Origin of the sequence: Brumimicrobium glaciale (genome assembly GCF_004152935.1) — a bacterium.
Taxonomy (GTDB): Bacteria; Bacteroidota; Bacteroidia; order Flavobacteriales_D; family Crocinitomicaceae; genus Brumimicrobium; species Brumimicrobium glaciale.
This window is the reverse complement of the sequence record NZ_SETE01000001.1, coordinates 592,479-617,870: the sequence shown is the minus strand read 5'-3', so window position 1 is coordinate 617,870 and position 25,392 is coordinate 592,479. Positions and strand designations below refer to the sequence as shown.

The window sequence follows — 25,392 nt, the reverse complement described above, 5'->3', positions numbered from 1 at the left end:
AATTGTTATACCCACTCACAAACCCTACAAAAATAATCCATTCATGACTTACGATACAATCATTATTGGAGGAGGACTAGCTGGATTAACATCTGCTGTACATTTATCAAAGCAAGGCTTGTCCGTACTTTTGATTGAAAAAAACGAATATCCGAAACATAAAGTGTGTGGGGAATATATTTCTAATGAGGTCCTGCCCTATTTGAATGCATTGGGTTTTGATCCTTTCGAATTCGGTGCTAAAAAAATTACTGATTTTACTTTAAGCACAAACAAGAGCAAATCTATTAGCGCTAAATTACCTTTCGGAGGATTTGGAATTAGTCGCTATTGTATCGATTGGGAATTATCGAAATTAGCCAAGCAATATGGAGCTGAAATCTTGCATGAAAATGTTATTGATATTCAATTTAAAAACAATCAATTTAAGGTTTATACAAATCAAGACGAGCCTTACTTATCGGAATTAGTGATTGGTTCTTTTGGAAAACGTTCTAATTTGGATATAAAAATGGAACGCGAATTCATTCAGAAAAAGACTCCTTTTTTAGGAATAAAAGCTCATTATAAAGGTGATTTTCCAGAAAATACAGTTGGATTACATAATTTCGTAGGAGGATATTGTGGGATTTCCAAAGTAGAAACTGATTTAGTGAATGTTTGCTACATCGCAGATTATAAATCATTCAAGAAACATAAAAACATAGAAGATTTTCAACAGAAAGTCTTGAGTAAAAACAAATATTTGAAAGAAGTTTTTGAGAATTATGAAATGACTTTCGAGAAACCTTTAACGATAAGTCAAGTTTCATTTTCTTCGAAACAGCCCGTAGAAAATCATATTTTAATGTGTGGTGACAGCGCAGGAATGATTCATCCTTTGGCGGGAAATGGAATGAGCATGGCAATTCGAGCAGCTCAAATGGCTTCTTTGCGCATCTTGAAATATAAATCCGGAAAGATAAAATCCAGAGCAGAATTAGAAAAAGAATACACTAAAGTTTGGAACAAAGAATTTAGCGTTCGGTTAAAATCAGGACATATCATCGCAAGGTTATTCCGACTTGGTTTAATTTCTGAAATAATTATGGTATTTTTAAAAACCTTCCCGTTTATTTTGCCGCATGTAATTAAAAAAACACATGGAAAACCAATGAAAGCAGAATTAGAATAATGATAGATACAAAACACAGAAGCAAGGAAATTGAGATCATGGATGATCTTGACATGAGCGGAGATTTGTTGATTAATTCACTTGACCAATTGGCTAAGGTTAATAAATGGCTTGGTGGAAATAATATCACCATTGATGGTCTGAAAAAGATTCTAGTAAATCAGCCAAAGGACAAAACAATTAGTATAGTTGACTTGGGTTGTGGAAATGGAGATATGCTGAGAAAAGTAGCTGAATTTGGAAGAAGTAACGGTTACAAATTTCAATTGTTAGGAATAGATGCAAATCAAGCAACTATTGATTATGCGAATAAGCTATCAACTGATTTTCCTGAACTAAATTTTAGCAAAGAAGATGTTCTAGGAGAACAATTTGAAACACACAAATACGACATTGCCATGTGTACTTTATTTCTTCATCATTTTGAAGATGAGGTTGCATTGAAATTTGTTCAAACCTTGGTGAAAAACTCCACAATTGGAGTTTTAATAAATGATTTACACAGACACAAAATGGCTTACTTTCTTTTTAATATTGTTACCTCTGGAATAAAAAACAAGATGACACGAGAAGACGGTTTAACCTCCATTTTAAAAGCATTTAAACGCGAAGACTTCGAACGGTTTTCAAAAGAAATAAAATACAAAAGCACTATAACTTGGCGTTGGGCATTTCGTTACCAATGGATAATTAAGAAATCATGAGCGTAAAAATAACAGCTGTAGCAACACAACTTCCGCCCTATTCAAGGTCAACCGAAGAAATAATTCCATTTCTAAAGATTTGGTTGGACGGTCAAGAAGAAAGATACCAGCGAAAAGTGATTAAACTTTTTGAAAATGCTGGAGTCGATAGAAGATATTCAATCATGGCTGCAGAAGAAGTGTTTATGAAAACATCATTCGAGGAAAAGAACGATATTTATAAGCGAGAAACTATAAAGTTAGCGGAAGGTGCTTTAACTAAAGCGTTAGACAAAGCCAATTTAAAACCGACCGATATTGATTATATCATAACCGTGAGTTGCACTGGAATTATGATTCCGTCTGTTGATGCCTATTTGATTAACAAATTGAATATGAATCAAGATATTGTTCGACTTCCTGTAACAGAAATGGGCTGTGTAGCTGGAGTTTCAGGAATGATTTACGCCAATAACTTCTTGAAAGCGAATCCAAATAAACGGGCTGTTGTGATTGCTGTAGAATCGCCTACTTCGACTTTTCAAATTGAAGATTATTCAATGACAAATATTGTGAGTGCTGCAATTTTTGGAGACGGTTGTGCTTGTACGATTCTTTCTTCTTACGAAAATGAAGAAGGTCCACAAATAATTGATGATGCCATGTATCACTTTTATAATGCGGAGCACATGATGGGATTTGAATTAAAAAACACTGGACTTCAAATGGTTTTAGACAAAGAGGTTCCAGAAAAAATTGCGTCCCATTTCCCAATGATTGTTCATCCATTTCTGGAGAAAAACGGACTAGAAATTAAAGATGTAGATCACTTGATTTTTCATCCCGGAGGAAAGAAAATTGTGCAAACCATTGAAGAATTATTTGGAGCTTTAGGAAAGAACATTGACAACACAAAAGCGGTTCTGAAAGAATATGGTAACATGTCGAGCGCAACTGTCCTTTATGTTTTGGAAAGGTTTATGGAGCAAAATCCTCAAAAAGGAGATATTGGATTAATGTTGAGTTTTGGCCCCGGATTTACAGCACAAAGATTGTTATTGAAATGGTAAGCATACTTCAAAACGCTAGAAAATATTTAAGCTAAAACAATTCAAATGATGACTTTCAAAGAAATTATAGCCAAACTTCCTTACGCAAAGCCTTTTCTATTTGTAGATGAGATTTTAGAAGTAAATGAAAATGGGATTTCTGGAACTTACACTTTCGATAAAAATCATGATTTTTATAAAGGGCATTTTAAAAATAATCCGGTTACGCCAGGTGTTATTTTAACGGAATCCATGGCTCAAATTGGCTTAGTTTCATTTGGAATTTACTTGATGAATGAATCTGGAGAATCTATTGATGAAATACAAATTGCTTTAACCTCATCAGAAATTGATTTCTATAAACCTATTTTCCCCGGCGAAAAAGTCATTGTAAAAAGTCAAAAGGAATATTTTCGGTTCAATAAATTGAAATGTAAGGTTGAAATGTTTAACTTAAATGAAGAATTGGTTTGCAGAGGTAAAATTGCCGGAATGATTGCTACTAAAAAACTGAAGTAAAGTACTGAATTCAATAGCAAATTATGGAAAACAGAGTTGTAATAACGGGTCTTGGTGTAGTTTCTCCAAATGGAATTGGATTAACAGATTTTACGCACGCCATAAAAAATGGAATTTCAGGAGTTGAATTTTATCCGCACTTAAAGGACTTAGGATTCTCCTGTTGCATTGGCGGAAAACCAAAAGTATCAGAAGAATTAAAACGAGAATATTTAACCGAATTACAACTGAGAGGTTTTAACAGCTCTGGTATTCTTTATGGCTGCATGGCTGGAATGGACGCTTGGAAAGATGCAGGATTTTCAATTTCCGAAACCACTGATTATGACAGCGGAACAATTTTCGGAGCTGGAACTTCTGGAATTGAAAGATTTCGAGAAGCCATTTATAAAGTAGACGATAAACAAGTTAGGCGATTAGGAAGCACCGTCGTTGCCCAAACAATGGCAAGCGGCGTGAGTGCATATTTGGGAGGGATTTTAGGACTAGGAAACCAAGTCACTACAAATTCTTCCGCTTGCACCACTGGAACCGAAGCTATTTTAATGGGATTTGACCGAATAAAAGCAGGCAGAGCAAAACGAATGATTGTTGGCGGAACAAGCGATGAAGGCCCTTATGTTTGGGGAGGATTTGACGCAATGCGTGTCTTAACCTACAAACACAACGAATCACCAGAAAAAGGTTCTCGGCCAATGAGTGCTTCGGCTTCTGGATTTGTACCCGGAAGTGGCGCTGGTGCATTAGTTTTAGAATCTTTAGAAAGTGCATTGGAAAGAAATGCTACAATCTACGCTGAAATTTTAGGTGGAGAAGTCAATTCTGGTGGACAAAGAAATGGTGGTTCCATGACAGCACCTAATTCAGAATCGGTGCAACGTTGCATTAAAAAAGCTGTAGAAAATTCGAATATAAAAGCTTCGGATATTGATGCAATAAACGGACATTTAACGGCAACAATAAAAGATTTTACCGAAATTGAAAACTGGTCGCAAGCTTTAGATTTAAAAGGAGATGATTTTCCATATATTAATTCTTTGAAATCGATGGTTGGACACTGTTTATCAGCTTCGGGAGCAATAGAAAGTGTGGCAAGTGTTTTACAAATTCAAAACAATTTTATCTTTCCAAACATCAATTGTGAGGATTTAAACGAAGAGATTATTTCCCTAATTTCAGCAGATAAAATTCCTCAAAAATTAATAGAAAAAGAAATTAATATTGTTGCCAAAGCAAGTTTTGGATTTGGTGATGTAAACGGTTGTATAATATTTAAAAAAATCAAGAAATAATGAGTGATAAAATAGAAATGATTGACGAATTAAAAATCTTAATTAAACCTTATATTCAAGACGAAGAAGCATATAAAAATCTACATGAAGACACAGATTTCATAGAAGATTTAAAGATAAATTCAGCAAATCTTGTAGATATAATTTTAGATATCGAAGACAAATACGATATTGATATTGACAATGATTCGATGGACAAAATGTTGAGCGTGAAAGCTGCTTTAGAGATTATTAAAATTAAAGTTGCAGAAAAATAATGGTCGGAAACGACATCGTGGATATTAAAGAAACGAAACGCTCTTCCAGCAAAACATCTGACTCAAAAACTATCGGTTGGGAAAGACCCGGTTTTATTGATAAGCTATTCACACCAAAAGAGCAAGGTTTAATTACTGCTTCTAAAGACAAATTCACAACCGTTTGGAAAATGTGGAGCATGAAAGAAAGCGCTTACAAAGTATTTATTCAAGCTGGTGGAGAAAGGTTTTTTAATCCGAGAAAGATTGAATGTAGTTTGGAGGATTTAGAAAATGGAAAAGTTAAGATTGACTCATTAATTCTAAAAACGAAAACTCGAATTAATGAAAACTATATTTTCAGTACTTCTACTTCCAGCAATTCTGAAATAGAGACTTCTATTTTTAAACTTCCCGAAAATGATATTCACCAGCAAAGTGTCTTTATCCGTCAAGAATTAATTAAAGATTTCTCGAAGATTAATAATTTAGATGCTGATGATTTAGAAATTAGAAAAACAGAATCTGGAGTTCCTTTGCTTTATTTTAAAGATGAGGTTTTGAATGTTTCCATTTCTATGACGCATCACGGGAAGTTTGGTGGGTATTCTTTTGAGTTCTACTCAAAAGAAATAATTCTAAAGACAATCTAAAACAAAAACTTTCTGATGTTAGTGAACTTCCTTTAAAATTTCAACCTACCTTTTCATGATAAAAAACCTTTAAAGCTAACAGTCCTAAAACCAAAAATCCTTGTTCTAAAAAAAGACCCTTGAATTGAATCAATAAAAACTCCTCCTTCCCAAATTCTATTCATTAAGGAATAAAAAAGTAGAAGGAAGAGCTGAAATTTATTTGAATTTAGTATTAGGAAGAGACTCTACTAGTTTCTTCATATCAGCGTCAGACAATTGATTACCTGAAACATAAATCTTTTCTAGGTGAGTTAGCGTATAAATTGAAGCTGGTAAACTTTTCAAATTATTGCTGGAGATATCAAGAACTTCTAAATTCTTCATTGTTGCAAATACATCAGGTAAAACTTCAAATGAATTACTATTAATATATAATTTTTCGAGCTTAGTCAACTGATTCATGCAATCTGGAATACTTGTAAACCCTATATTTCGAGCTCGAATTGTTTTAATTTCAGGATACTCACAAATAGAACTTGGAAGTGCTTTTCCTCTCATGTTTGCATCAACAAGTCCACTTAAAATAAGCATATCGTTCTCTACTCGACCTTCTAATGAAACTTCTTCATCATTAGTTTCATTAGCTCCACCTTCTTGAGAATCTTGATTAATAAACTCTTCAACAGTCATTTCGCTAAGGTCTTTTTTTGGTGCATTTGCGTTATGTTTCTTAGAAATTTCTGCATATTTATCTTCTGCAATCAAAAAATCGATATCCTCATTATACTTTCTTTTACCTAATAATTTTTTAATATCGGGTGCAATAAAAAACTCAGTAGGGTTTAAATCACTATTGTATTTTTTTACTTTTTCTTGTTTGTCGATAAAAGCATAAAATGCTTTAAGGTCTTTCACTTCATTTTCGTTTACAAATCCACTTTGGGAAAATTCTACTGCTTTATCCAAATGATCTCGGGCCTTGCTAAACTCTTCAGTAAACGTATATGCAATACTCAGATTTCCATGAAAACCTTGCGCTACTTTATCATTAACTGCAGCCTTTTTATCTTCTGAATCGTAACGGTCTAACCAAGATTCCCAAATTTTGATAGAACTTTGTAGGGAAGGATAATTATTATTTTCCAAAGCTGCAACCGCACTTAAAGAAGCTTCTTCGGTTTCGGTATAGTCCGCAGCATTTCCTTTACCAAAAGCAATGTCAAGTTTCAATGTAGTTTCTTCAAAGAAAAGATGTTCGTAAACACTTTCTGCCATGTTTCCGATATGGTTAACGATTCCTTTTCGAACCAAAGATGCTTCTCCTATTTCATTGAAAGCTGAAGTTAATTGGGTTTCGCTTCTGTAGTTGATTACATGAATGGAGGTAGATGATCCATTTTCTAATTTTTCGAATTGCTCTACTTGTTCATTACCAAATTGAAGATTCATTAAAGAATTCAACTCCCAAGTTTCCAAAACACCTACAGAGTTTCTCGCTTGAACCAATGCAGGTAAACGGTATTTTATGGTGTAATAATACTGCGTGCAACCTTCTGGAGAACCCGCGCAAGACGATGTTTTTTGTTCTTTAGAGACGATTGTTGGTGATCCAAATGCCATATCGATAGTTATATCTCCTTCACCACCAACTAAGCTAACTTCATTTATTCCTTGAAAACCTACTTTTGACAATTGTTCAACATCGGATTTCATCATATCCATGTTACCAAGATATTGTCGCAGTGTATCTTTGTTAAAAGGAAGGTCGGCAGTGTAAATCTGAATTCCAAGTTTTTCCATTCCTTCTATTGGAACTGTTGGGTATTGAGTGAAATCTATTTTAGCAGTGTTTGTTCCAGTTCTTTGAGCCATAAGGGATCCTACAAATAAAATTGACCCAAATAGTAAGATTTTTTTCATCATAATATAGTTTTTAAATTCTCACCTGAAATTCAACTTATGTACAAAGCTTTCAAATGACTCATAAATTTAATTATTTATGAGTCAATTATGGATTAAGAATCGTATTGTTTATTTTTTTCCTAAAATACTAATGTTTAATCTTGAAATAAAAGGGTTCTACCCTTATTTTAATGGGTGTTTATGTAAATAAGCTTTCTAAGCGATTATAAAGTCTAACATCGACAAAGTGCGAATTCCTCGGCGTTTCACTTTGTCGGAATGACAAGGTTTTAGTTCTGTAAATCGGAAAAAAATGCTCCTCAAGCTCCGCTTGAGGAGCATTTTTTTCCGAAAACCTACCCGACGAGCTGTCATTCCGACAAAGTTTTTATTCTTCCAAAAGAATAAAAACGCCGAGGAATCTCTTTTAAACAATTTTTGGAACTTTTACTTATTATAGACTTCCATTAAATTCGTGTTAGAACCAATAAAAGTACTGCTTAACTAGTCTAGAAACTTCAAATATACCTTTAATATTTATTCACCAAATAAAGTTAATTTCCACATAAAATGAATGAACGTTCATTTTTATTTATACATTTGCATCAGCAATAAATAAAACATGAGCACAATTCCAAAAAGTCAGTTAAAAAGAGAAGCACTTATCAAGGCAACTATAAACCTTGTAAACAATGATGGTTTTCACGCTGCTCCAATGTCAAAAATTGCAAAAATGGCTAATGTTTCTCCGGGAACAATTTATCTCTATTTCGAAAACAAACAAGATTTAGTTAATCAAGCTTACATCGAAGTAAAGAAGGCTTTCACACAATTTGCTTTCAAAGATTATGAGGAGAATTTCGCTGTAGAAAAAGGATTTAAAAAAATCTGGATGAACATTGCCAAATTCAAGTTAAAAGAAGTCGATGAGGCTTTATTTCTATCGCAATGTGACAATACACCAATGATAGATGAATTAAGCAGACAGGAAGGATTGAAACATTTACATCCACTAATTGAGCTTTGGAAACGCGGAATAACAGAAGAAATTATTAAGCCCGTTTCTCCTTATATGCTTTATGCATTTACTGTTTATCCAATCGCATTTTTAATGAATATGCAACAACGCGGAATAAATAAATTAACACAAACACATGTCAACGAGGCTTACGAAATGGCATGGAATAGTATAAAACTTTAATCAAAATAGTATGAGCACAACACAAACAATAAATTTAAAAAACAGACCAAAAGGAAAGCCAGAGCTAACAGACTTTGACTTTACCAATTCAGCAATTCCTGAACTAAAAGACGGAGAAGTTCTATTAAAAACTAAATACGTTTCTGTAGATCCATATTTAAGAGGAAGAATGAGCGATGCACCCTCTTATATTCCGCCATTTGTGCTTAACGAACCTGTTTCTTCAGGTGTTATTGCAGAAGTTTTAGCATCTAAAGACGCTAATTTTAGCGAAGGAGATTTCGTATCTGGAATGCTAAAATGGAAAGAAACACAAGTAGCGAAAACCAATGGATTGATAAAAGTTGATTCCAATAAAGCTCCTCTTTCTGCATATTTGGGGATTTTGGGAATGACTGGACTTACCGCTTATTTAGGATTAACAGAAATAGGAAGACCTAAAAAAGGGGAAACACTTCTCGTTTCAGGAGCTGCCGGAGCTGTAGGAAGCATCGTTGGTCAAATTGGAAAAATACTTGGCTTACATGTAGTGGGAATTGCAGGAACTGATGAGAAAGTTGAAATGCTGAAATCAGAATTCGGTTTTGATGAAGGAATCAATTACAAAACCACTAAAGACATGTCCGAAGCGATTGAAAAAGCTTGTCCACATGGTGTAGATGTTTATTTTGACAATGTAGGTGGTGAAATTTCAGACGCAGTTCTATTTAACATTAATAAATTTTCAAGAACAATCAACTGCGGAGCAATCTCGGTTTATAACGACACCACACCACCAAAAAGCATAAGCGTACAGCCGTTTTTAGTAAAGAACAGTTCTTCTATGCAAGGCTTTATAATTGGTGACTTTGCGGATAAACATCAAGAAGGAATTAAGCAATTAGCGGAATGGCTACAAGAAGGAAAATTGAAATACACAGAAACAATTCAAGAAGGATTTGAAAATATACCACAAGCCTTCTTAGATCTTTTCGAAGGAAAGAACAAAGGAAAAATGGTAGTTAAACTTTAAAAAATAAAAGAAATTATGAAAGTATTATTTGTATTGACGTCTCATGATCAATTGGGAGACACAGGAGAGAAAACAGGATTTTGGATTGAAGAATTCGCAGCACCTTATTATTTACTAAAAGACAAAGGAGTTTCAATTACATTGGCTTCTCCAAAAGGTGGTCAACCACCAATTGATCCGAGCAGTGATAAGCCAGATGCGCAAACTTCAGCAACGGAAAGATTCCACAAAGACGAAGAAACGAAAGAAGCTTTATCAAAAACAGTGAAATTAGCTTCTGTAAATCAAGAGGGTTATGATGCTGTCTTTTACCCTGGAGGTCACGGGCCACTATGGGATTTAGCGGAAGACAAAGATTCTATTGCATTGATTGAAGATTTCATCAAAAATGATAAGATTGTTGCCGCAGTTTGTCACGCACCAGCAATTTTCAAAAACACTAAAAACGTTGATGGAACTCCATTAGTAAACGGAAAGAAAGTAACTGGTTTCACAAACAGTGAAGAAGAGGCGGTTCAACTAACTTCTATCGTTCCATTCTTGGTTGAAGACATGTTAAAAGCGAACGGAGGAATTTACTCTAAAGCTGGCGACTGGGCTTCTTACGCAGTTGAGGATGGTTTACTGATTACAGGTCAAAATCCTGCTTCTTCAGAATTAGTTGCAGAATATTTATTAAAAAGATTGAAGTAAAATTTAATCACAAAGCACATTAAAATAGCGACTTGAGTTTTAAACTTGAGTCGCTTTTTTTATTTAAAACATGATCTAAACTAACCTCATGTTGACCTATAGAATTGTTACAAAAAACCGATTAATCACAATGAATACGCAAGGTTGTGACGACAATAAAATAATTGTACATTAGCAAAATAGGGACGTTGATGTAAGTACTTTTAGTTATTCACATTACTTTAAAATGACTCAACTCCCAATCATGAATCCTTTACAAACAAAAATTGAAGAAATGAATAAACAAAATCTTCTATCCATAATCATATTGACAATTTTACTCATCAGCTGTAACACGAATAGTCAAAAGTCAGATCAGAAAGAAGAAGAAAAACCTTTATCATTTGTGATAACGAACATGTCTGACAACGAATATCCAGACAATCCAGACATTGGGTTCCGGTCAAAAAATTACAAAAACATCTTTTTTACAGAAGGTAAAATTGAAAGCACTTCAGAAACATTCAAGTGGAACTTTACTTTTTACTCTAATAATTCAGATTCGGTTTCACTTGACAACTTAGATATCTCGGAACTTATTCCAACTATTCCTGAGTCTATAAAATCTGACGAATACCTAAGTTATATTTCATGTATAAATCAAGAATGGAACAGAAATCAAATTCATTTTATGCAAGATGAGTTTTCTTCTAACATGAATAAAATAGTGAGAGTAGATTTAGCGAGAAATTGTCTCAATTCTTACTTATGGGAAGTTATTTTATTCGTTGAAGAAGAGGGAGAAACATTGCCTTATGCACATGGGTGGTTTGATTTCCCCCAAAACCTATATGCTCAACTTTTTGAGAAAAAAAACGATATTCCGTTTTCAGTTTACAAGAAACCAATGGAAAAATGGGTAGATCCGAAAAGCGAAAAAGTTGATTTAGATATTCTCAGAACAGTAATCGATACTGTGAAAATAGAATTTCAAGATTTATCAGACAAAATGTATCCTTTAACTGGAGCAAGAAAAAAGAAATTCAAAGAGATTATAAAACCAGATACTTTTAAAACAATGCGAGATCTTCAATCTGATTCTACTTTGTTTGCGACATTTTCTTCACCAGGTTTCTACAATAAAAAAGATCCTAGAAAAACGGAATTAGGAAGACTTTATCATTTAAAAAATGTTGAATTATTGAAAATTAAAACTAAGTCTAGTCGTGACACACTTTACGAAATGGTTTTAGAATTTAAACATAGAATAACCGATAAAGAAACAAAATTAGTTATCGGTGGACTTAATCTCAACGCCTTCCCAATGCTTAGTGAGCAAGAAGTAAGTAACGGTTGGAAAAATTCAATGGGGATAGGAAATCATTCATTCTATGAAGGATACACAAAACACATTGAGACCAAATCAAAAAACTCTTCCTACTACGCAATGTTTTTGGATAAAGACAACAAATGGCTAGACAGTCATAAAATTGGGGTTGATGGTCCAATATTTCACTTTTCAGACCAAGAAAGAAAATCACTTGATTTATGGTTATTGTCCTTTGAACGTCATGCGCTTGTTGGACATTACAAAATTATTTTAGAATAAGATCATTTGCAAACTAATCGATGAAGTTTAGCTGCTTTCGAATGAGCAGCAAAATATTTAATGAAAAGATTAAAATTTAATTCACACACAAATTAGAAATGGAGACTTGAGTTTTAAACTTGATTCGCTATTTTTTTTTGAGGAATTGCGATTTACCCTTTGCTAATTTCTAACATAAGAACAAACACAAGTATCAATTAAAAAATCATCTTCAAAGTTATCGAATAATCAAAAACAGGAAACATTAAGCTTATTTCAGATGTATCAAACCCATTCTAAAATAAAAATGATAAGTCAATTACATTTTAAATTTGTCCAATTTTCAGATTCTAACAATTTTTAGTAAATTTTAATAAAGCTTTAATAAGTGATGATTTGTTTTTGCATAATTTAAAGATATTTTAAATAAATCAACACAAAAGAACACAAGACTCTCATTATCAGAACCATGAATCACATTGAAAACTTAGTAACAAAAGAATTTTAGAACCATTGCATGTCGAACGCGCAAACTCGAATGCAGAAGAAGTTCGTTTTCGGAATATTATTGATATTAATCAGTAATTTAATAGTTCAAAAAAAAATCTAATATGAAAAATAATGATAATCCAGAAGATTCAGGAAAATGTCCATTTCGAGGTACCCGCGTGGGAGGCGCAGCTGGAACTCATCCCCAAGTAGATGATTGGTGGCCCAACCGATTACAAGTAGAACTGCTACACCAAGACCAGCCGGCAGCCAATCCGATAAGTGATGAAAATTACAGCGAAGCTTTTAATCAAATTGATTTTCAGCAATTGAAGGAAGATATTAAAGCTTTACTTGTTGATTCAAAAGAATGGTGGCCAGCAGATTACAATAATTACGGTCCACAAATGGTTCGAATGGCGTGGCACGCAGCTGGAACTTATCGTATTGCCGATGGCCGAGGTGGCGCAGGACAGGCCTTGCAACGCTTTGCACCTATCAATTCTTGGTGGGACAATGGAAATACCGACAAATCTAGACGTCTCTTATGGCCTATTAAAAAGAAATATGGAGCAGCACTTTCTTGGGCAGACCTTATGGTTTTGACGGGTAATTGTTCTCTAGAAATCATGGGCTTTCCTACCTATGGTTTTGGTGGTGGAAGACGTGATGCTTGGGAACCCGACCGAAGCACTTACTGGGGACCAGAATTTTGGGACGGCAAGCCTTTTGAGGAATCAAAAGTAGGTGAATACAAAGACGGTCATCCTGATAAGATGGTAACCCAAACGCTTCGTTGGGAGGGAGAACCTTCTGATGAGAACCGTGATCTTGAAAATCCGCTTGGCGCTACCCATCAGGCTTTAATTTATGTAAATCCAGAAGGACCTGGTGGAAATGGAGAACCAATGGATTCCGCAAGAGCAATTCGAGAATCCTTCAAACGCATGGCGATGGACGATGAGGAAACGGTAGCTTTAATAGCCGGTGGACACGCATTCGGAAAAAGTCACGGCAAAGTCACTGCCGATAAGATAGGTCCAGCGCCAGAAGCCGCGCCTATTCAAGCCATGGGGATGGGCTGGCAGAACCCAGAAGGTACTGGATTTGCACAATATACAATGACCAATGGAATTGAGGGTGCATGGACGCCAGATCCAACAAAATGGGACAATAACTACTTGATCAACTTGTTTAAATTTGAGTGGAAAAAGATAGAAAGTCCTGTCGGAGCCATTCAATGGACTCCTGTAGATTTAAGTGCTCCTAAAACTCCAGATGCACATCTAAATGGAACGATGAATGATTTAATGATGATGACTTCAGACATTGCTTTAAAGGTAGATCCAGCTTACAATAAAATATGTGAGAAATTCTTAAATGACTTTGATTATTTCACAGAAGCCTTTTCAAAAGCTTGGTATAAATTAACACATAGGGATATGGGACCAAGAGATCGCTATTTGGGTCCTGAAGTACCGAAGGAAGACTTGTTGTGGCAAGATCCAGTGCCTGTTTGTAAACATGAATTGGTGAACGATAACGATATCGTCGATTTAAAAAAACAAATCCTAAGTAGTGATTTAAGTGTATCAGCTTTAGTTTCTGCAGCATGGTCCTCAGCGGCTGTGTACCGTCATTCTGACAAAAGAGGAGGTGCCAATGGAGCACGCATAGCACTAGATCCGCAGAAAAACTGGGTAATGAATAGACCTTCTGAACTAAAATCGGTTCTTAAGATGCTTAAAACAATTCAAAGCGATTTCAATGCTAATCAATCAGGTGACAAGGAAGTTTCCCTAGCTGATTTAGTCGTTTTAGGTGGTTGTGCTGCAATTGAAAAAGCTGCTAAAGATGCAGGAACAGATATTCAAGTACCTTTCACGCCAGGACGAACAGACGCTACACAAGAACTTACTGATATAGAAAGTTTCAATTATCTGAAGCCAGTTTCTGACGGATTCAAAAACTACCACAATGATAAAGTAGATTTCCGAGTTCCATCTGAACGAATATTTCTGGACAGAGCACAACTCCTTAGCTTGAATGCTCCAGAATGGACCGTATTAGTAGGTGGACTTCGTGTATTGGAACAAAATTACGATTACTCAAAACACGGTGTATTTACTGATCGCCCAGGCCAATTGTCTAATGATTTCTTCCAGGTGCTAACAAGTATGGACTTTGAGTGGGTCCCCCAAAATGAAAACGAAATGCTGTTCAATATTAACGACCGAAAAAGCGGAGCAACAAAATACACAGCAACCCGATGTGATCTCATATTTGGCTCCAATGCCCAACTGCGCAACATTGCTGAAGTCTATGGTGCTAATGATGGACAGGAACGCTTTGTCAAGGATTTCGTTGCAGCATGGAATAAAGTGATGATGCTTGATCGTTATGACGTGAAGAAAGAATAGAAATATTTGAATAAGTGCTTGAAAATGAAAGTTATCATCAAGCCAAAACTGAACCACTATGGACTGAAAGTGCCATAGGTTCATTTGAGAATAAAATTCCATAACTATCAAAAAAAATAGATATTAGATGTTAGATGTTAGACTTTTGTCTTTTTTCTAACATCTAATGTTTAATATAAAGGTTTTTAGAAGCTAAAGCTAGATGCACTAATCCCGATGGCTTATCGGGAGCATAGTTTTAACTATTTCTGAGACCAATAAACAATCATGACCTATTGATTCATCTTAATTGTAATTATCTTTTAAACAACCGTTAAAAACCTTTAAAACAGCTTCTATTCAATCCAAAATATCATAAACAACCTTGTTTTTCCTTTAGTTATACGTACATTTTCAATTAGAACAAATCAAACAAAAACTAAAAAACAACAATAAAATGTCAAACGAAAAACAAAACATATTAGTCGCAGGAGCAAATGGAACAACAGGAAGAATTATTATTGATTTACTGAAAAAATCAGAAAACTATACTCCAATTGCGATGGTTAGAAAGCAAGAACAAAAAGAGCGTTTCGAAAAAGAAAATGTTTCAACTGTTCTTGGTGATTTAGAAAATGATTTAAGCGATGCATTAAAAAATGCAGATAAAGTAATTTTCGCAGCCGGATCAGGAGGAAACAAAGTGAAGGAAGTTGACCAAGAAGGAGCAAAACGATTTACTGATGCTGCAAAAAAAGCTGGAGCGAAAAAGTTTGTAATGTTAAGTTCTATGGGAGCCGATAATCCATCAATAATGCCAGAACTTGAAGAATATTTAAAAGCAAAACAAAATGCTGATGAGTATCTAAGAGCGAGTGGATTGAATTACAGCATTGTTAGACCTGGAGGTTTAACGAATGATGATGGAACAGGAAAAATTGAGCTTCAGCAAAAGTTAAATAAGCAAGGTGAAATTTCAAGATCAGATGTCGCTAAAACTTTGGTTGAAGCTTTAGCAGACGATGTAAAACATAATCAGACTTTTGAAATTATTAGTGGAGGGCAGTCCATTGAAAAGGCTTTACATAATTCTTAAAATTACGGAGAGCTTTTTACAAAAATCAGCTCATTTGGTTTCACATTCCAAATGAGCTGATTGTTTTTATAACGGTAAAGAAGTTGGTTATTTAACGATCTTATATTGATACCATGTATCATTTATATTGTACCACAAAATGTAAGTTCCATTTGAAAGTTCAGAAACATTTAAACTAACATTTGAGGTTTTTGGAGTATTAAAAATTTGCCTCTTACCTTGTAAATCAATTAAATAAATCAAATCTATGGTTGATTCACTTCCAGAATTAATATTCAATTCGTTAACCATTGGATTAGGGAAAATTGAAATAGTTGGATAACTCTGAGATGTTAGACTTAATTCGTTCCCATGCATGACTCCATTGCTATTAAGCATAATTAAAAATTGCTTACTCTGAAAATCTGGAGTAGGCGTTTTCGTTTCTAAAAAACTTGAAGTATTGTTACAATATAAAACAATGTCTAATAATGTATTAGAATTAATTAAGGCATAAACTGTATCTTCAACATAGGTTATTTGCTGTTGTTGATATATCGTTAATTGAAACAAACCTGTTAAATAACCTTGCGACAGCGAAATAGTGTCTAAATGGTAATCCACAGAGTCAATTGGTAAATTGTAATCAAAGGAGCAATTGTCGATTTGATAAGTAATTGTGTCATCAAGGATAACATTATAGAGACTTGAATCGATAAAACTATCATTGCTGTTTGTGATTATAATGGTATCAATATAACCAGAATACCACATAGCAGGTGATGCTTCAATCACATGGAAAGCGTACATTCCTGGACATAAAGCCGTTCTTGAAAAACTGTTAGATACTTGATCATCATTCCAAACAATCATCATATTACTATTAGGATAAATCTGGGTAGGGAAAACGTCAATAAAACCTTCACAATTCCCATTCGAATGCTGGTAATTTACTGAAACCTGCAAGCCTGTATCAACAATCTCTTTGTCAAAATCTCCTAAATAAATATAGTTTTCATTAACAACTTGGTTATTAACCGTTTCCTGAAATGCATAATACAACATTCCTTCACTTAAACTGTCAAAGCTAACAGTGTAGTTATCTGGATAAGACGTTACAATATTTAATAATGAGTTATTAGCGTCGATAAAAGTGGAGGTGAATGAAGAACTAGTCATTACACTATCAAATTGAATAGTAATAGACCCATCTCTTACAGTATCAGCTGTTGGCGGCTGATAATTGATGATATTAAATTCATATTTTGGCAGAGCGGGTGGAATATATACATAAAATGTAGGATAAAAACCGTTTGAACTAACGAGCGCAAAGTTATGATCTTGCATCAGACCAATATCATAGCAAAAATTATGAATAGTGTCTAAGTGCTGAATTACTTGCAAATTATTATCATGTTCATTGACTAGCCGCGCTTGATTATGATTTACAAAGTTATAAACTTCACAAACCACTGTATTGTTACAAGTTCCTGGTTGAGGCGTTCCAACAAATCTTGGTTTTATATAAGTTTGAGCGCTTGAAAATAGACTAACAAAGATAAATGTCGCTGCAAGTAATAGTTTATAGAATCTCATAAGTTGTATTTATTTAAGCAAAATTAGTTCAAATAATTAAAACCCCATTGTATTTTCTAATGAATGCGTTATTTAAAATTATTTTAGTAAAAAACCCTCAGCCATATAAAAAGGATATTTGAAGATAATAACAATGAATAACCTTTGGTTTATGGATCTTACATATTAGTCAGTAATTATATTTATTGGTATTTTTTATTTTCCACATTTGATTGACAACAACTTACATGTTTTAATCAATATCTAATTCAAATATTTTATTAAATTTAAACTGGATTAATACGAAACATTAAAACACTATTTATTAAAACTGAAACAATGAAAAACATTTTAAAATTTATCGGAATAGCATTATTGACATTCACTTTCGCATTTGCGGATACTAACACAAAAATCATAGTAATTGATATTGGTCACGGTGAGAAAGATTCGGGAGCACAGTTTGAAAATATTAGTGAAAAAGATGTGGTATTGAGTATTGCTAAAAAGATACAAGAAAATCATAAAAGTAATTATACAAAGATTATTCTAACAAGGAATTCAGATGCATTTATTTCTCTTGAAGATAGAACTAAAATGATCAATAAAATAAATCCTGATTTTGTAATTTCTCTACATGCAAATTTCCATCAAGATGAAAGTAAAAGCGGTACTGAAATATACATCAGTGAAAACAATAAGGAGATTGAAAAATCTCAACAGTTGGCCCAAAATATTGCACAAATTTTTGGTATCGCTAACAATCAAATAAAGAACGCAAACTTTAATATTCTTAAAAACGTAAATTGTCCAAGTGCTTTAGTAGAACTAGGTTTTCTTTCCAATCAAGAAGATAGAACAATTTTAACAAGCGAGGAAGGTCAACTTGATTTTGCAAGTAAAATTCTTAAGGTAATTAACAAGGATTAATTCATGCGATATAAATCGCAATCTATTAGGGCTTTTTTGTCTTAAATCAGCTTGATTTTTAAATCGAAGATAAATGAAAACTATGGAATAATTCATTAACCTATTTTAGATTTTCAACTTGAACAACTACGCCTATTTTTTCATAAATTAGGCGATTATCTTGAGATACTCAACAATTAAATCAGAATTACATCACATTCTAAAAATCAATATGGGAACTTTAAATAACAAAAAAGCAATAATCACAGGAGGTGGAAGAGGTCTTGGAAAAGCAACAGCAATTGCTTTCGCTAAAGAAGGGATCGATGTAGCAATCACAGGTAGAAATGAACAAGTTTTGCAAGAAACAGTTGCAGAATTAAAAGCGATTGGAGTTAACGCAATTTATTCTATTTTTGATGTAGGTAACTACAAAGAAGTTCAAAAAGGAATCAAAGAAATCATTGAAGAACTAGGTGGTGTTGATATTTTGGTGAACAATGCTGGAATTGCAGCTTTCGGAACTTTCAACGAAATGGAAGTAAATGAATGGAGTCAAATAATTCAAACCAATGTTATGGGAATGTATTATGTGACAAAAGAGGTTCTACCACATTTAATAGCGCAAAACGAAGGTGAAATAATTAATGTTTCATCAACTGCAGGCTTAAGTGGAAACGCAAGTACATCTGCTTATTCAGCTTCTAAATTTGCCGTTATTGGAATGTCGGAATCGTTAATGAAAGAAGTGCGTAAAAACAACATTAGAGTTTGCACTTTAACTCCAAGTACAATTGCAACTGATATGTCGGTTGAACTAGGTATAGCAGATAAAGATTCTCAAGACAGTGTTTTGCAGCCTGAAGATTTTGCAGAAATAATTATGGCTGGGTTAAAACTACCAAAAAGAGCAATGTTAAAAAGCGCTTCATTGTGGTCAACAAATCCATAACAAAAACATAAAACTAGACTCCCTTTTTTGTTATTAGAATGGGAGTCTAATTTTATTTCTAACTTGTCACTATACTTTTTCAAACAAAAAAACATGGATACAAATTTTTTAGAAGCAGTCAAAGAAGCTGAAATTGGAATTGCTGAAGGTGGAATTCCGATTGGTTCAGTCTTAGTTCACAACGGGAAAATTATTGGACGCGGACACAATAAAAGAGTTCAAAAAGGAAGCGTAATTCTACATGGTGAAATGGATGCATTAGAAAATGCAGGAAGACAACCGGCATCCGTTTATAAGGAATCTGTTTTATATACAACACTCTCTCCTTGTCCCATGTGTTCTGGAACAATTCTACTTTATGGAATTCCGAAAGTGGTCATTGGAGAAAATAAAACTTTTCTTGGAGCTGAGAAATTATTGAAAGAAAATGGCGTTGAAGTGGTTGTGCTAGATGACAAAAGATGCAAGGAATTAATGGATCAATTTATCGCTGAAAAACCTGAGTTGTGGAATGAGGATATTGGGGTTTAGAAAGGTTGTTTTATAAGTACGCTGAAAATAAAATATTTTAGAATTTCCTAAAACAACAATTTAACTCTAAATGCGTTTTCAAAGTCAATAATTCAAAAAATGAAAGCGTACTTCAAGCTACAATTCTCATTATTCAACAGGAAAATCGATGAAATTGGATTAAGTCCAATCCTTGGTTATGGATTAACATTTTTAATCTTCTATGGAATCTCATTCACTCTTTTTTCTCTAACAGAATTTGCTGAATATATTTATTGTCTAATTGCTATTGCCTTAATCTCAAAATTAAGTGAAAGCGGTAGAAATGACTTTCTGAAAACAGTATTCTCAACTAACGATTATAGAAAATTAAGAAGCATAGAGAATCTTTTAGTTGGATTGCCATTTGTACTATTCCTGTTATTTGAAAACTCTTTTTTATTGGTTTTAATTCTAATTCCCTTATCAACTTTTCTCTCTATTTTTAATTTCAGCAATAGTTTTAATTACACTATTCCGACTCCTTTTGGCAGAAAACCATTTGAATTTCTTGTTGGATTTAGGAAGACATTTCTCATGTTTCCTCTTGCCTATTTTATAACTTATCAATCGATTCTAGCAGGGAATTTTAACTTGGGAATTTTCTCAATGCTACTCATTACAATTGTTGTTTTAACTTATTATTCGAAACCTGAAAATGAAATTTATGTTTGGAATTTTAGTCTTTCCTCTAAAGGATTTTTAATGAATAAAATTAGAACAGGAATTCTATTTCTTACGCTATTAATTTCCCCAATAATCATTTCGTTAATTGTATTTTTTCCAGAGGAAATAAAAATATCATTAGTATTTTTGATGCTGAGCTACTTATATCTCATCGCTATGATTTTAGCAAAATATTCAGTTTTCCCCAATGAAATGAACTTACCTGAAGGCATTCTCTTATTTGCAAGTGTATTCTTCCCTCCTCTTTTGCTGATTGTTATTCCTATTTTCTATTCTAAATCCATTACACAATTAAACTTTATATTAGACAATGATTCACATTAAAGATTTATCAAAGTCATTTGGAAATAAGCTCGTTTTAAAAGACATCAACATCTCTTTTGAAAAAGGAAAAGTGTATGGAATTGTTGGAGAAAATGGCTCTGGAAAAACGACATTATTTAGATGTATCGCAGAATTAGAAAAATACGAAGGAGAAATTGGTACTCATTATGACCAACTAAAAAATCACTTGGGATTACTGTTTACAGATCCCTATTTCTTCACTCGAATTACAGGAAAAGAATATATTCAATTGCTTTTATATGCACGTAAAATCAAAAATATAGAAATAAATTCGAGGAATATTTTTGATTTACCGTTGAATCAATATGCGTCAACTTATTCAACAGGAATGAAGAAGAAATTAGCCTTAACAGCAATTCTCCTGCAAGAAAATGATGTTTACATTTTGGATGAACCTTTCAATGGTGTAGATATTCATAGTAATATCATGATTGTAGAGATCATCAAAAAACTTAAGGAATTAGGAAAAACAGTAATAATTTCATCTCACATATTTTCAACTTTAGCAGAAACCTGTGATGAAATTCACTTATTAGAAAATGGTGAATTTATTAAAAGTGCGACGAAGGAAAGTTTCAGTGAATTAGAAACTGAAATGAAAAAATTCTCGATTGGTGATTTGGTTGAAAAGTTGGGATTGAAATAGTGCAATGAACGTATCATAAAATTTGATTTCAAGAATAAACATCACAAATAGCAGTTAAATTTCACCACTATTTTGGATGAAGATTACCATTTTACAAATACATTATTGGCAATAAAATTGAAGCTAAAATCAATAAAACAATTGAAAGTACTCCTCCAATAATCAAGAAATGTTTGAATCTATAAATCCCCATTCCATAAATAATAGCGTTAGTTTGATATCCCATCGGAGTATAAAAACTAAAATTCGCACCAAACATTACTGCATACAATAATGGTTTTGGATTAATTCCCAACTTTGCAGCAACAGCGATTACAATTGGAGCTACAATTATTGCTGTAGCATTATTGGACACGAAACCGCTCATGAGCATCGTAAAAGCAAAAATTATGGAAACAGTAACTGAAGTGGGAACGGCCTTTAAAAGTGAAAATAAATGTTCAGCAATATATACATCCGTTCCTGTGTTTTTCATGGCTACACCCAATGGTATCATTCCAGCCAATAAGAAAATTACTTGCCAATTTATTCCTGCATAAGCATCTTTTAATTGAATACATCCTGTAAACAAGACCAATCCTACTCCCAGCAAACAGCTTTTAAGAATAGAGAAAGTATTGGTAGCGGATAAAACAACAACCATTAGAATAGCGACCAAACAAATCACTTTTTTGTAGGTTGGAATATATGGATTCGTAATAACGGTGTTGGCAAAAAGAAGATTATTGTCTTTCGCAATTTTCTGAATTTCACCTAAATCTCCAGATAATAAAACACGATTTCCTGGTATTAGAAATTTCTTTGAAACGAATTTATTAAAGTAACTTCCATGATTCGATTTGTTTTTACTACTGCTCACACCCTTAACTAAAACGTTGTCAGGCAGACTGTAATTGAACTCCTCAATAGTCATGTTGATATAACGAGAATTCGGCAATACAATAACCTCATGGTATTCATTGGTCAGCTGTTCTTCAATCAGGTTTTGATCTACACCTAAAATTTTCAATCCTAAACTTTCTGTATGTGAAGTGATATTTTCGATTGTCATGTCAAGCCAAAGAATGTCGTTTTCCTGTAAAATTTCCGATTCTAAGTCAAAACTTAAATGCCGTCTTCCCCGTTGAATTTTAACTAATCGAATGTCATTTTCTTCCCAAATTGCTGTTTCATTCGCTTTTTTCCCAATTAATTTAGACTCCGATTTAATTTTTACAGCCGTGATGTATTCAAATTTATTGTCCGAATCTGATTCATCAGCTTTAGGAGTTCTTGGTAAAAACTTCTTTGATAAAAGGTAAATAATTGGAATTGAAACCAACAAAAATATAGCTCCAGCAGCAGAGAATTCAAAGAATCCAAAGCGACCAATTCCACTCTTTCTAGAAATATCTGAAACAATTAAATTCGTACTTGTTCCCATTAAAGTGCAACTTCCACCAAGAATTCCGGCAAATGAAATGGGTAATAAAACCCTAGAACGATCAATTTTCCCTTGTTTATCCAATTCATTAACCAATTTAATAAAGATAATTACCACCGCTGTTGTTGCAACGAAAGAAGATAAAAATCCGACGGTAATCATTAAGAGAGGTAAGAAAAACCACAGCGGATATTTAGTAATCGGAATGATTTTTTGAGCCATCAAAGAAACAACGCCATTTTTCTCTAATCCAATTGCGATAATCATTAAACATAAAATGGTGAGCACAGCATTATCGGAAAATCCCGAAACCGCTTCTTCGGGAGTAACAATTCCAAAGATGAGTAAACTTACAAGAATAAAAAATGCTGTTTTATCCACTGTGAATTTTTCACTTGCGAACAAAATAAAAGCTAAAATTAAAATTCCAATTACGACACCAATAGCAAAAGTCATGGTTTCTTTTCTTATGAAATTAAAACTAATTCTGAGACAACATCTAAAAGGTTTAGAATATTTTGAAGATGTTGTGATTTATTAAATAAAAGCCTATCCTTCTTCAGCCAATTTTAACAAATAATTTCTTTCGATATAAAGCAATTCAGCTGACTCAATCAATTTTAGAACAATTTCATTGACATTACTACTGTCATTGGCTAATGAGGAAGCCATAATACTCGATATCTTGCGTTCACGAATAAGATATTCAAACCTTCCGCTCAACAATAAATCTCTTGTTGAAGCAGTTTCTTTGATCTCATCAATTTTCATCATTGTACTTACCGATTCAGGATTCTTTTGGAGAATGTGAATTTGTCTCAATGTATGTGCAACAAACTTTCTCATTTTTTCATATTCCTCTTCAATATATTCGTTATCCGAATTGATATACATTTTCACATTTTTATGTAAACCTCGTATATTTTTGATAATCAAAACTTGATTTCTACTCGCATCCTTTACCCTGCCAAATGCTGATAAAATTTTAGGGGTTAATGCAAACTCACTTTCTGAAAGTGTTGCATATTTAATGATTTTACCATAGATAATTTTGACTTTTGTGTAGTACATTTCCTCCACATCAATGTCATATTCGCTTTCCTCATCAGCTATAATCTCTTCGATATCTACCTCACTTCTTATCGCTTTTGGATCGATGTACAAACCTTTAGCTACAATTGTAAGTGTTGTCTCTTCAAATAAATTCTTACTCTCATCTAATAATGCGCGAATGGTAGATTGCGGATATTTCAAGACACTTTTATTTAAAAATTTAGCCTTAGCAACCTCCATAGTATCATCGCTCTTATCAGGAATTAAACGTTTTAAAAACTTAATGATATAATGTAAAACAGGCATCATTAAAACGCAACCAATGAGATTAAATAAAGTATGAAATATTGAAAGTTTTATTGCGAAATTATCTTCATCCACTCCAACATTCTTGGCAAAGAAATCAACAAAATCTGCCAATTGAAATATCAAAAGCAAACTCACTATTCCAGCTGATAATTTGAATATAACTTGTGCTCCTGCAAGTCGTTTTCCATTGGTATTTGCATTTAATGCTCCAAGAATCATTGTGCCCACGTTACCAATATTTGCTCCAACGACAAGTGCCAGAGCATTGAAATATTCAAGTTGAGAAGTCTGCAACATAGTCAAAACAAGAACAATCACTGCACTACCAGATTGAAAAATAATGGTGAGTAAAATTCCTATAAAGGCAAAAACAAATACACCAGGCAATCCGTCATAAGTGATGCTCGATAAATCAAATTTGTCTTGATAGGTTTCAAAACCAGTTTGCATGAATTCTATTCCCAAAAAGAAAAATCCTAACCCAGCTAAGGCATATCCAACTCCTTTTACAGCAGAATTCTTTTGTAAAACAAACACAATTCCAAATGCTAAAATAGGAAAAGCGAACGAAGCAATATCGAGTTTAAAACCAAGTGTAGAAACTAACCAAGCTGTTGAAGTTGTTCCTAAATTGGCACCAAAAGCAACGGCAATTCCCGATTTTAGGGAGATTAATCCTGCACTTAAAAACGAAATTGCGACAACGCTAATCAATCCACTCGATTGTAAGATGGCCGTGGTGATAAATCCAAAACTAAAGGAACGACTGACGCTTTCAGACATTTTCTTGAGCATTCGCTCCATTGGCCCCTGAACAAAAGCGTTAAATCCGTCTTCCAACATGATAATTCCAAACAAAAGAATTGCAATTCCAGCTGCGATTTCACTCACATGAGGATGATTGTAGAAAATCCAAGCCAAAGCGAGGAGCATCATTGGAAAAATGAACTTTTTTGGTCTTATGTTGGATAGTGTTTTGAGCATTATCTTAAAAAGATGGAAATATAATTATTGTTTC

The 25,392-nt window shown here is 33.5% G+C and carries 22 protein-coding genes; 18 read left to right on the top strand and 4 right to left on the bottom strand.

Annotated features, from left to right (window positions below):
- The first annotated feature begins 43 nt into the window (after positions 1–43).
- From ERX46_RS02445 to ERX46_RS02415, 7 genes are read left to right on the top strand one after another with little or no spacing between them, the layout of a single operon-like run.
- Positions 44–1,174: an NAD(P)/FAD-dependent oxidoreductase gene (locus ERX46_RS02445; protein WP_130092239.1), complete on the top strand. Its 1,131-nt coding sequence runs from the start codon at positions 44–46 to the stop codon at positions 1,172–1,174.
- Positions 1,174–1,878, top strand: a complete 705-nt coding sequence (locus ERX46_RS02440) for a methyltransferase domain-containing protein (protein ID WP_242494520.1) — start codon at positions 1,174–1,176, stop codon at positions 1,876–1,878. Before ERX46_RS02445 ends, ERX46_RS02440 begins: the two co-directional genes overlap by 1 nt.
- Positions 1,875–2,927 carry a type III polyketide synthase gene (locus ERX46_RS02435; protein ID WP_130092237.1) on the top strand — a complete coding sequence of 351 codons (1,053 nt, stop codon included), beginning with the start codon at positions 1,875–1,877 and terminating at the stop codon, positions 2,925–2,927. The genes ERX46_RS02440 and ERX46_RS02435 overlap by 4 nt, the downstream gene beginning before the upstream one ends.
- A 48-nt stretch (positions 2,928–2,975) precedes the next feature.
- A complete protein-coding gene (locus ERX46_RS02430) occupies positions 2,976–3,425 on the top strand; it encodes a 3-hydroxyacyl-ACP dehydratase FabZ family protein (RefSeq protein ID WP_130092501.1) in 450 nt (149 codons plus the stop codon).
- Between the two features lie 23 nt (positions 3,426–3,448).
- Entirely contained in the window at positions 3,449–4,717 is a 1,269-nt protein-coding gene (locus ERX46_RS02425) for a beta-ketoacyl-[acyl-carrier-protein] synthase family protein (protein ID WP_130092236.1), read from the top strand.
- Positions 4,717–4,974 carry a phosphopantetheine-binding protein gene (locus ERX46_RS02420; RefSeq protein WP_130092235.1) on the top strand — a complete coding sequence of 86 codons (258 nt, stop codon included), beginning with the start codon at positions 4,717–4,719 and terminating at the stop codon, positions 4,972–4,974. Before ERX46_RS02425 ends, ERX46_RS02420 begins: the two co-directional genes overlap by 1 nt.
- Positions 4,974–5,606 carry a 4'-phosphopantetheinyl transferase superfamily protein gene (locus tag ERX46_RS02415; RefSeq protein WP_130092234.1) on the top strand — a complete coding sequence of 211 codons (633 nt, stop codon included), beginning with the start codon at positions 4,974–4,976 and terminating at the stop codon, positions 5,604–5,606. The genes ERX46_RS02420 and ERX46_RS02415 overlap by 1 nt, the downstream gene beginning before the upstream one ends.
- Before the next feature lie 198 nt (positions 5,607–5,804).
- Here the strand turns inward: ERX46_RS02415 and ERX46_RS02410 are convergent, their stop codons facing one another.
- Complete coding sequence (locus tag ERX46_RS02410; RefSeq protein ID WP_130092233.1) at positions 5,805–7,511, bottom strand: leucine-rich repeat domain-containing protein; 1,707 nt, start codon at positions 7,509–7,511, stop codon at positions 5,805–5,807.
- Positions 7,512–8,112: 601 nt separating this feature from the next.
- Here ERX46_RS02410 and ERX46_RS02405 point away from each other — a divergent pair.
- The 6 genes from ERX46_RS02405 to ERX46_RS02380 all read left to right on the top strand — a co-directional run bounded on the left by ERX46_RS02405 (position 8,113) and on the right by ERX46_RS02380 (position 15,947).
- Positions 8,113–8,691, top strand: coding sequence for a TetR/AcrR family transcriptional regulator (locus ERX46_RS02405; RefSeq protein ID WP_130092232.1), 579 nt, complete (start codon positions 8,113–8,115; stop codon positions 8,689–8,691).
- A gap of 10 nt (positions 8,692–8,701) precedes the next feature.
- A complete protein-coding gene (locus ERX46_RS02400) occupies positions 8,702–9,703 on the top strand; it encodes an NADP-dependent oxidoreductase (protein WP_130092231.1) in 1,002 nt (333 codons plus the stop codon).
- Positions 9,704–9,718: 15 nt separating this feature from the next.
- The gene (locus ERX46_RS02395; protein ID WP_130092230.1) at positions 9,719–10,396 is read left to right on the top strand and encodes a type 1 glutamine amidotransferase domain-containing protein; all 678 of its coding nucleotides are present in this window, start codon (positions 9,719–9,721) and stop codon (positions 10,394–10,396) included.
- A gap of 274 nt (positions 10,397–10,670) precedes the next feature.
- Entirely contained in the window at positions 10,671–11,984 is a 1,314-nt protein-coding gene (locus tag ERX46_RS02390; RefSeq protein WP_130092229.1) for a hypothetical protein, read from the top strand.
- Between the two features lie 590 nt (positions 11,985–12,574).
- Positions 12,575–14,872 (top strand): catalase/peroxidase HPI, encoded by a 2,298-nt coding sequence (gene katG, locus ERX46_RS02385; RefSeq protein WP_130092228.1) that lies wholly within the window; start codon positions 12,575–12,577, stop codon positions 14,870–14,872.
- Between the two features lie 436 nt (positions 14,873–15,308).
- On the top strand, positions 15,309–15,947 hold the full coding sequence (locus ERX46_RS02380; protein ID WP_130092227.1) for an SDR family oxidoreductase: 639 nt from the start codon (positions 15,309–15,311) through the stop codon (positions 15,945–15,947).
- Between the two features lie 87 nt (positions 15,948–16,034).
- Here the strand turns inward: ERX46_RS02380 and ERX46_RS02375 are convergent, their stop codons facing one another.
- Complete coding sequence (locus ERX46_RS02375; RefSeq protein WP_130092226.1) at positions 16,035–17,522, bottom strand: T9SS type A sorting domain-containing protein; 1,488 nt, start codon at positions 17,520–17,522, stop codon at positions 16,035–16,037.
- A 318-nt stretch (positions 17,523–17,840) separates the two neighbouring features.
- On the opposite strand from ERX46_RS02375, the gene ERX46_RS02370 reads away from it, so the two are divergent.
- From ERX46_RS02370 to ERX46_RS02350, 5 genes are all read left to right on the top strand, one after another.
- Entirely contained in the window at positions 17,841–18,431 is a 591-nt protein-coding gene (locus tag ERX46_RS02370; protein ID WP_130092225.1) for an N-acetylmuramoyl-L-alanine amidase family protein, read from the top strand.
- 211 nt (positions 18,432–18,642) lie between these two features.
- The gene (locus ERX46_RS02365) at positions 18,643–19,362 is read left to right on the top strand and encodes a 3-ketoacyl-ACP reductase (protein WP_130092500.1); all 720 of its coding nucleotides are present in this window, start codon (positions 18,643–18,645) and stop codon (positions 19,360–19,362) included.
- 93 nt (positions 19,363–19,455) lie between these two features.
- Positions 19,456–19,893 carry a nucleoside deaminase gene (locus tag ERX46_RS02360; RefSeq protein WP_130092224.1) on the top strand — a complete coding sequence of 146 codons (438 nt, stop codon included), beginning with the start codon at positions 19,456–19,458 and terminating at the stop codon, positions 19,891–19,893.
- Between the two features lie 99 nt (positions 19,894–19,992).
- Positions 19,993–20,922 carry an ABC transporter permease gene (locus tag ERX46_RS02355; protein ID WP_130092223.1) on the top strand — a complete coding sequence of 310 codons (930 nt, stop codon included), beginning with the start codon at positions 19,993–19,995 and terminating at the stop codon, positions 20,920–20,922.
- A complete protein-coding gene (locus ERX46_RS02350; RefSeq protein WP_130092222.1) occupies positions 20,909–21,589 on the top strand; it encodes an ABC transporter ATP-binding protein in 681 nt (226 codons plus the stop codon). Before ERX46_RS02355 ends, ERX46_RS02350 begins: the two co-directional genes overlap by 14 nt.
- Before the next feature lie 91 nt (positions 21,590–21,680).
- Here ERX46_RS02350 and ERX46_RS02345 read toward each other — a convergent pair whose 3' ends face one another.
- Positions 21,681–23,468 (bottom strand): SLC13 family permease, encoded by a 1,788-nt coding sequence (locus tag ERX46_RS02345; protein ID WP_130092221.1) that lies wholly within the window; start codon positions 23,466–23,468, stop codon positions 21,681–21,683.
- 93 nt (positions 23,469–23,561) lie between these two features.
- Entirely contained in the window at positions 23,562–25,358 is a 1,797-nt protein-coding gene (locus ERX46_RS02340; protein ID WP_207214102.1) for a Na/Pi cotransporter family protein, read from the bottom strand.
- Positions 25,359–25,392: the final 34 nt, after the last annotated feature.

What these genes read in the sequence shown, in the direction of transcription:
- ERX46_RS02445 (WP_130092239.1), top strand. Translation starts at nt 44, where the DNA reads ATGACTTACGATACAATCATTATTGGAGGAGGACTAGCTGGATTAACA.
- ERX46_RS02440 (WP_242494520.1), top strand. Translation starts at nt 1,174, where the DNA reads ATGATAGATACAAAACACAGAAGCAAGGAAATTGAGATCATGGATGAT.
- ERX46_RS02435 (WP_130092237.1), top strand. Translation starts at nt 1,875, where the DNA reads ATGAGCGTAAAAATAACAGCTGTAGCAACACAACTTCCGCCCTATTCA.
- ERX46_RS02430 (WP_130092501.1), top strand. Translation starts at nt 2,976, where the DNA reads ATGACTTTCAAAGAAATTATAGCCAAACTTCCTTACGCAAAGCCTTTT.
- ERX46_RS02425 (WP_130092236.1), top strand. Translation starts at nt 3,449, where the DNA reads ATGGAAAACAGAGTTGTAATAACGGGTCTTGGTGTAGTTTCTCCAAAT.
- ERX46_RS02420 (WP_130092235.1), top strand. Translation starts at nt 4,717, where the DNA reads ATGAGTGATAAAATAGAAATGATTGACGAATTAAAAATCTTAATTAAA.
- ERX46_RS02415 (WP_130092234.1), top strand. Translation starts at nt 4,974, where the DNA reads ATGGTCGGAAACGACATCGTGGATATTAAAGAAACGAAACGCTCTTCC.
- ERX46_RS02410 (WP_130092233.1), bottom strand. Translation starts at nt 7,511, where the DNA reads ATGATGAAAAAAATCTTACTATTTGGGTCAATTTTATTTGTAGGATCC.
- ERX46_RS02405 (WP_130092232.1), top strand. Translation starts at nt 8,113, where the DNA reads ATGAGCACAATTCCAAAAAGTCAGTTAAAAAGAGAAGCACTTATCAAG.
- ERX46_RS02400 (WP_130092231.1), top strand. Translation starts at nt 8,702, where the DNA reads ATGAGCACAACACAAACAATAAATTTAAAAAACAGACCAAAAGGAAAG.
- ERX46_RS02395 (WP_130092230.1), top strand. Translation starts at nt 9,719, where the DNA reads ATGAAAGTATTATTTGTATTGACGTCTCATGATCAATTGGGAGACACA.
- ERX46_RS02390 (WP_130092229.1), top strand. Translation starts at nt 10,671, where the DNA reads ATGAATAAACAAAATCTTCTATCCATAATCATATTGACAATTTTACTC.
- katG (WP_130092228.1), top strand. Translation starts at nt 12,575, where the DNA reads ATGAAAAATAATGATAATCCAGAAGATTCAGGAAAATGTCCATTTCGA.
- ERX46_RS02380 (WP_130092227.1), top strand. Translation starts at nt 15,309, where the DNA reads ATGTCAAACGAAAAACAAAACATATTAGTCGCAGGAGCAAATGGAACA.
- ERX46_RS02375 (WP_130092226.1), bottom strand. Translation starts at nt 17,522, where the DNA reads ATGAGATTCTATAAACTATTACTTGCAGCGACATTTATCTTTGTTAGT.
- ERX46_RS02370 (WP_130092225.1), top strand. Translation starts at nt 17,841, where the DNA reads ATGAAAAACATTTTAAAATTTATCGGAATAGCATTATTGACATTCACT.
- ERX46_RS02365 (WP_130092500.1), top strand. Translation starts at nt 18,643, where the DNA reads ATGGGAACTTTAAATAACAAAAAAGCAATAATCACAGGAGGTGGAAGA.
- ERX46_RS02360 (WP_130092224.1), top strand. Translation starts at nt 19,456, where the DNA reads ATGGATACAAATTTTTTAGAAGCAGTCAAAGAAGCTGAAATTGGAATT.
- ERX46_RS02355 (WP_130092223.1), top strand. Translation starts at nt 19,993, where the DNA reads ATGAAAGCGTACTTCAAGCTACAATTCTCATTATTCAACAGGAAAATC.
- ERX46_RS02350 (WP_130092222.1), top strand. Translation starts at nt 20,909, where the DNA reads ATGATTCACATTAAAGATTTATCAAAGTCATTTGGAAATAAGCTCGTT.
- ERX46_RS02345 (WP_130092221.1), bottom strand. Translation starts at nt 23,468, where the DNA reads ATGACTTTTGCTATTGGTGTCGTAATTGGAATTTTAATTTTAGCTTTT.
- ERX46_RS02340 (WP_207214102.1), bottom strand. Translation starts at nt 25,358, where the DNA reads ATGCTCAAAACACTATCCAACATAAGACCAAAAAAGTTCATTTTTCCA.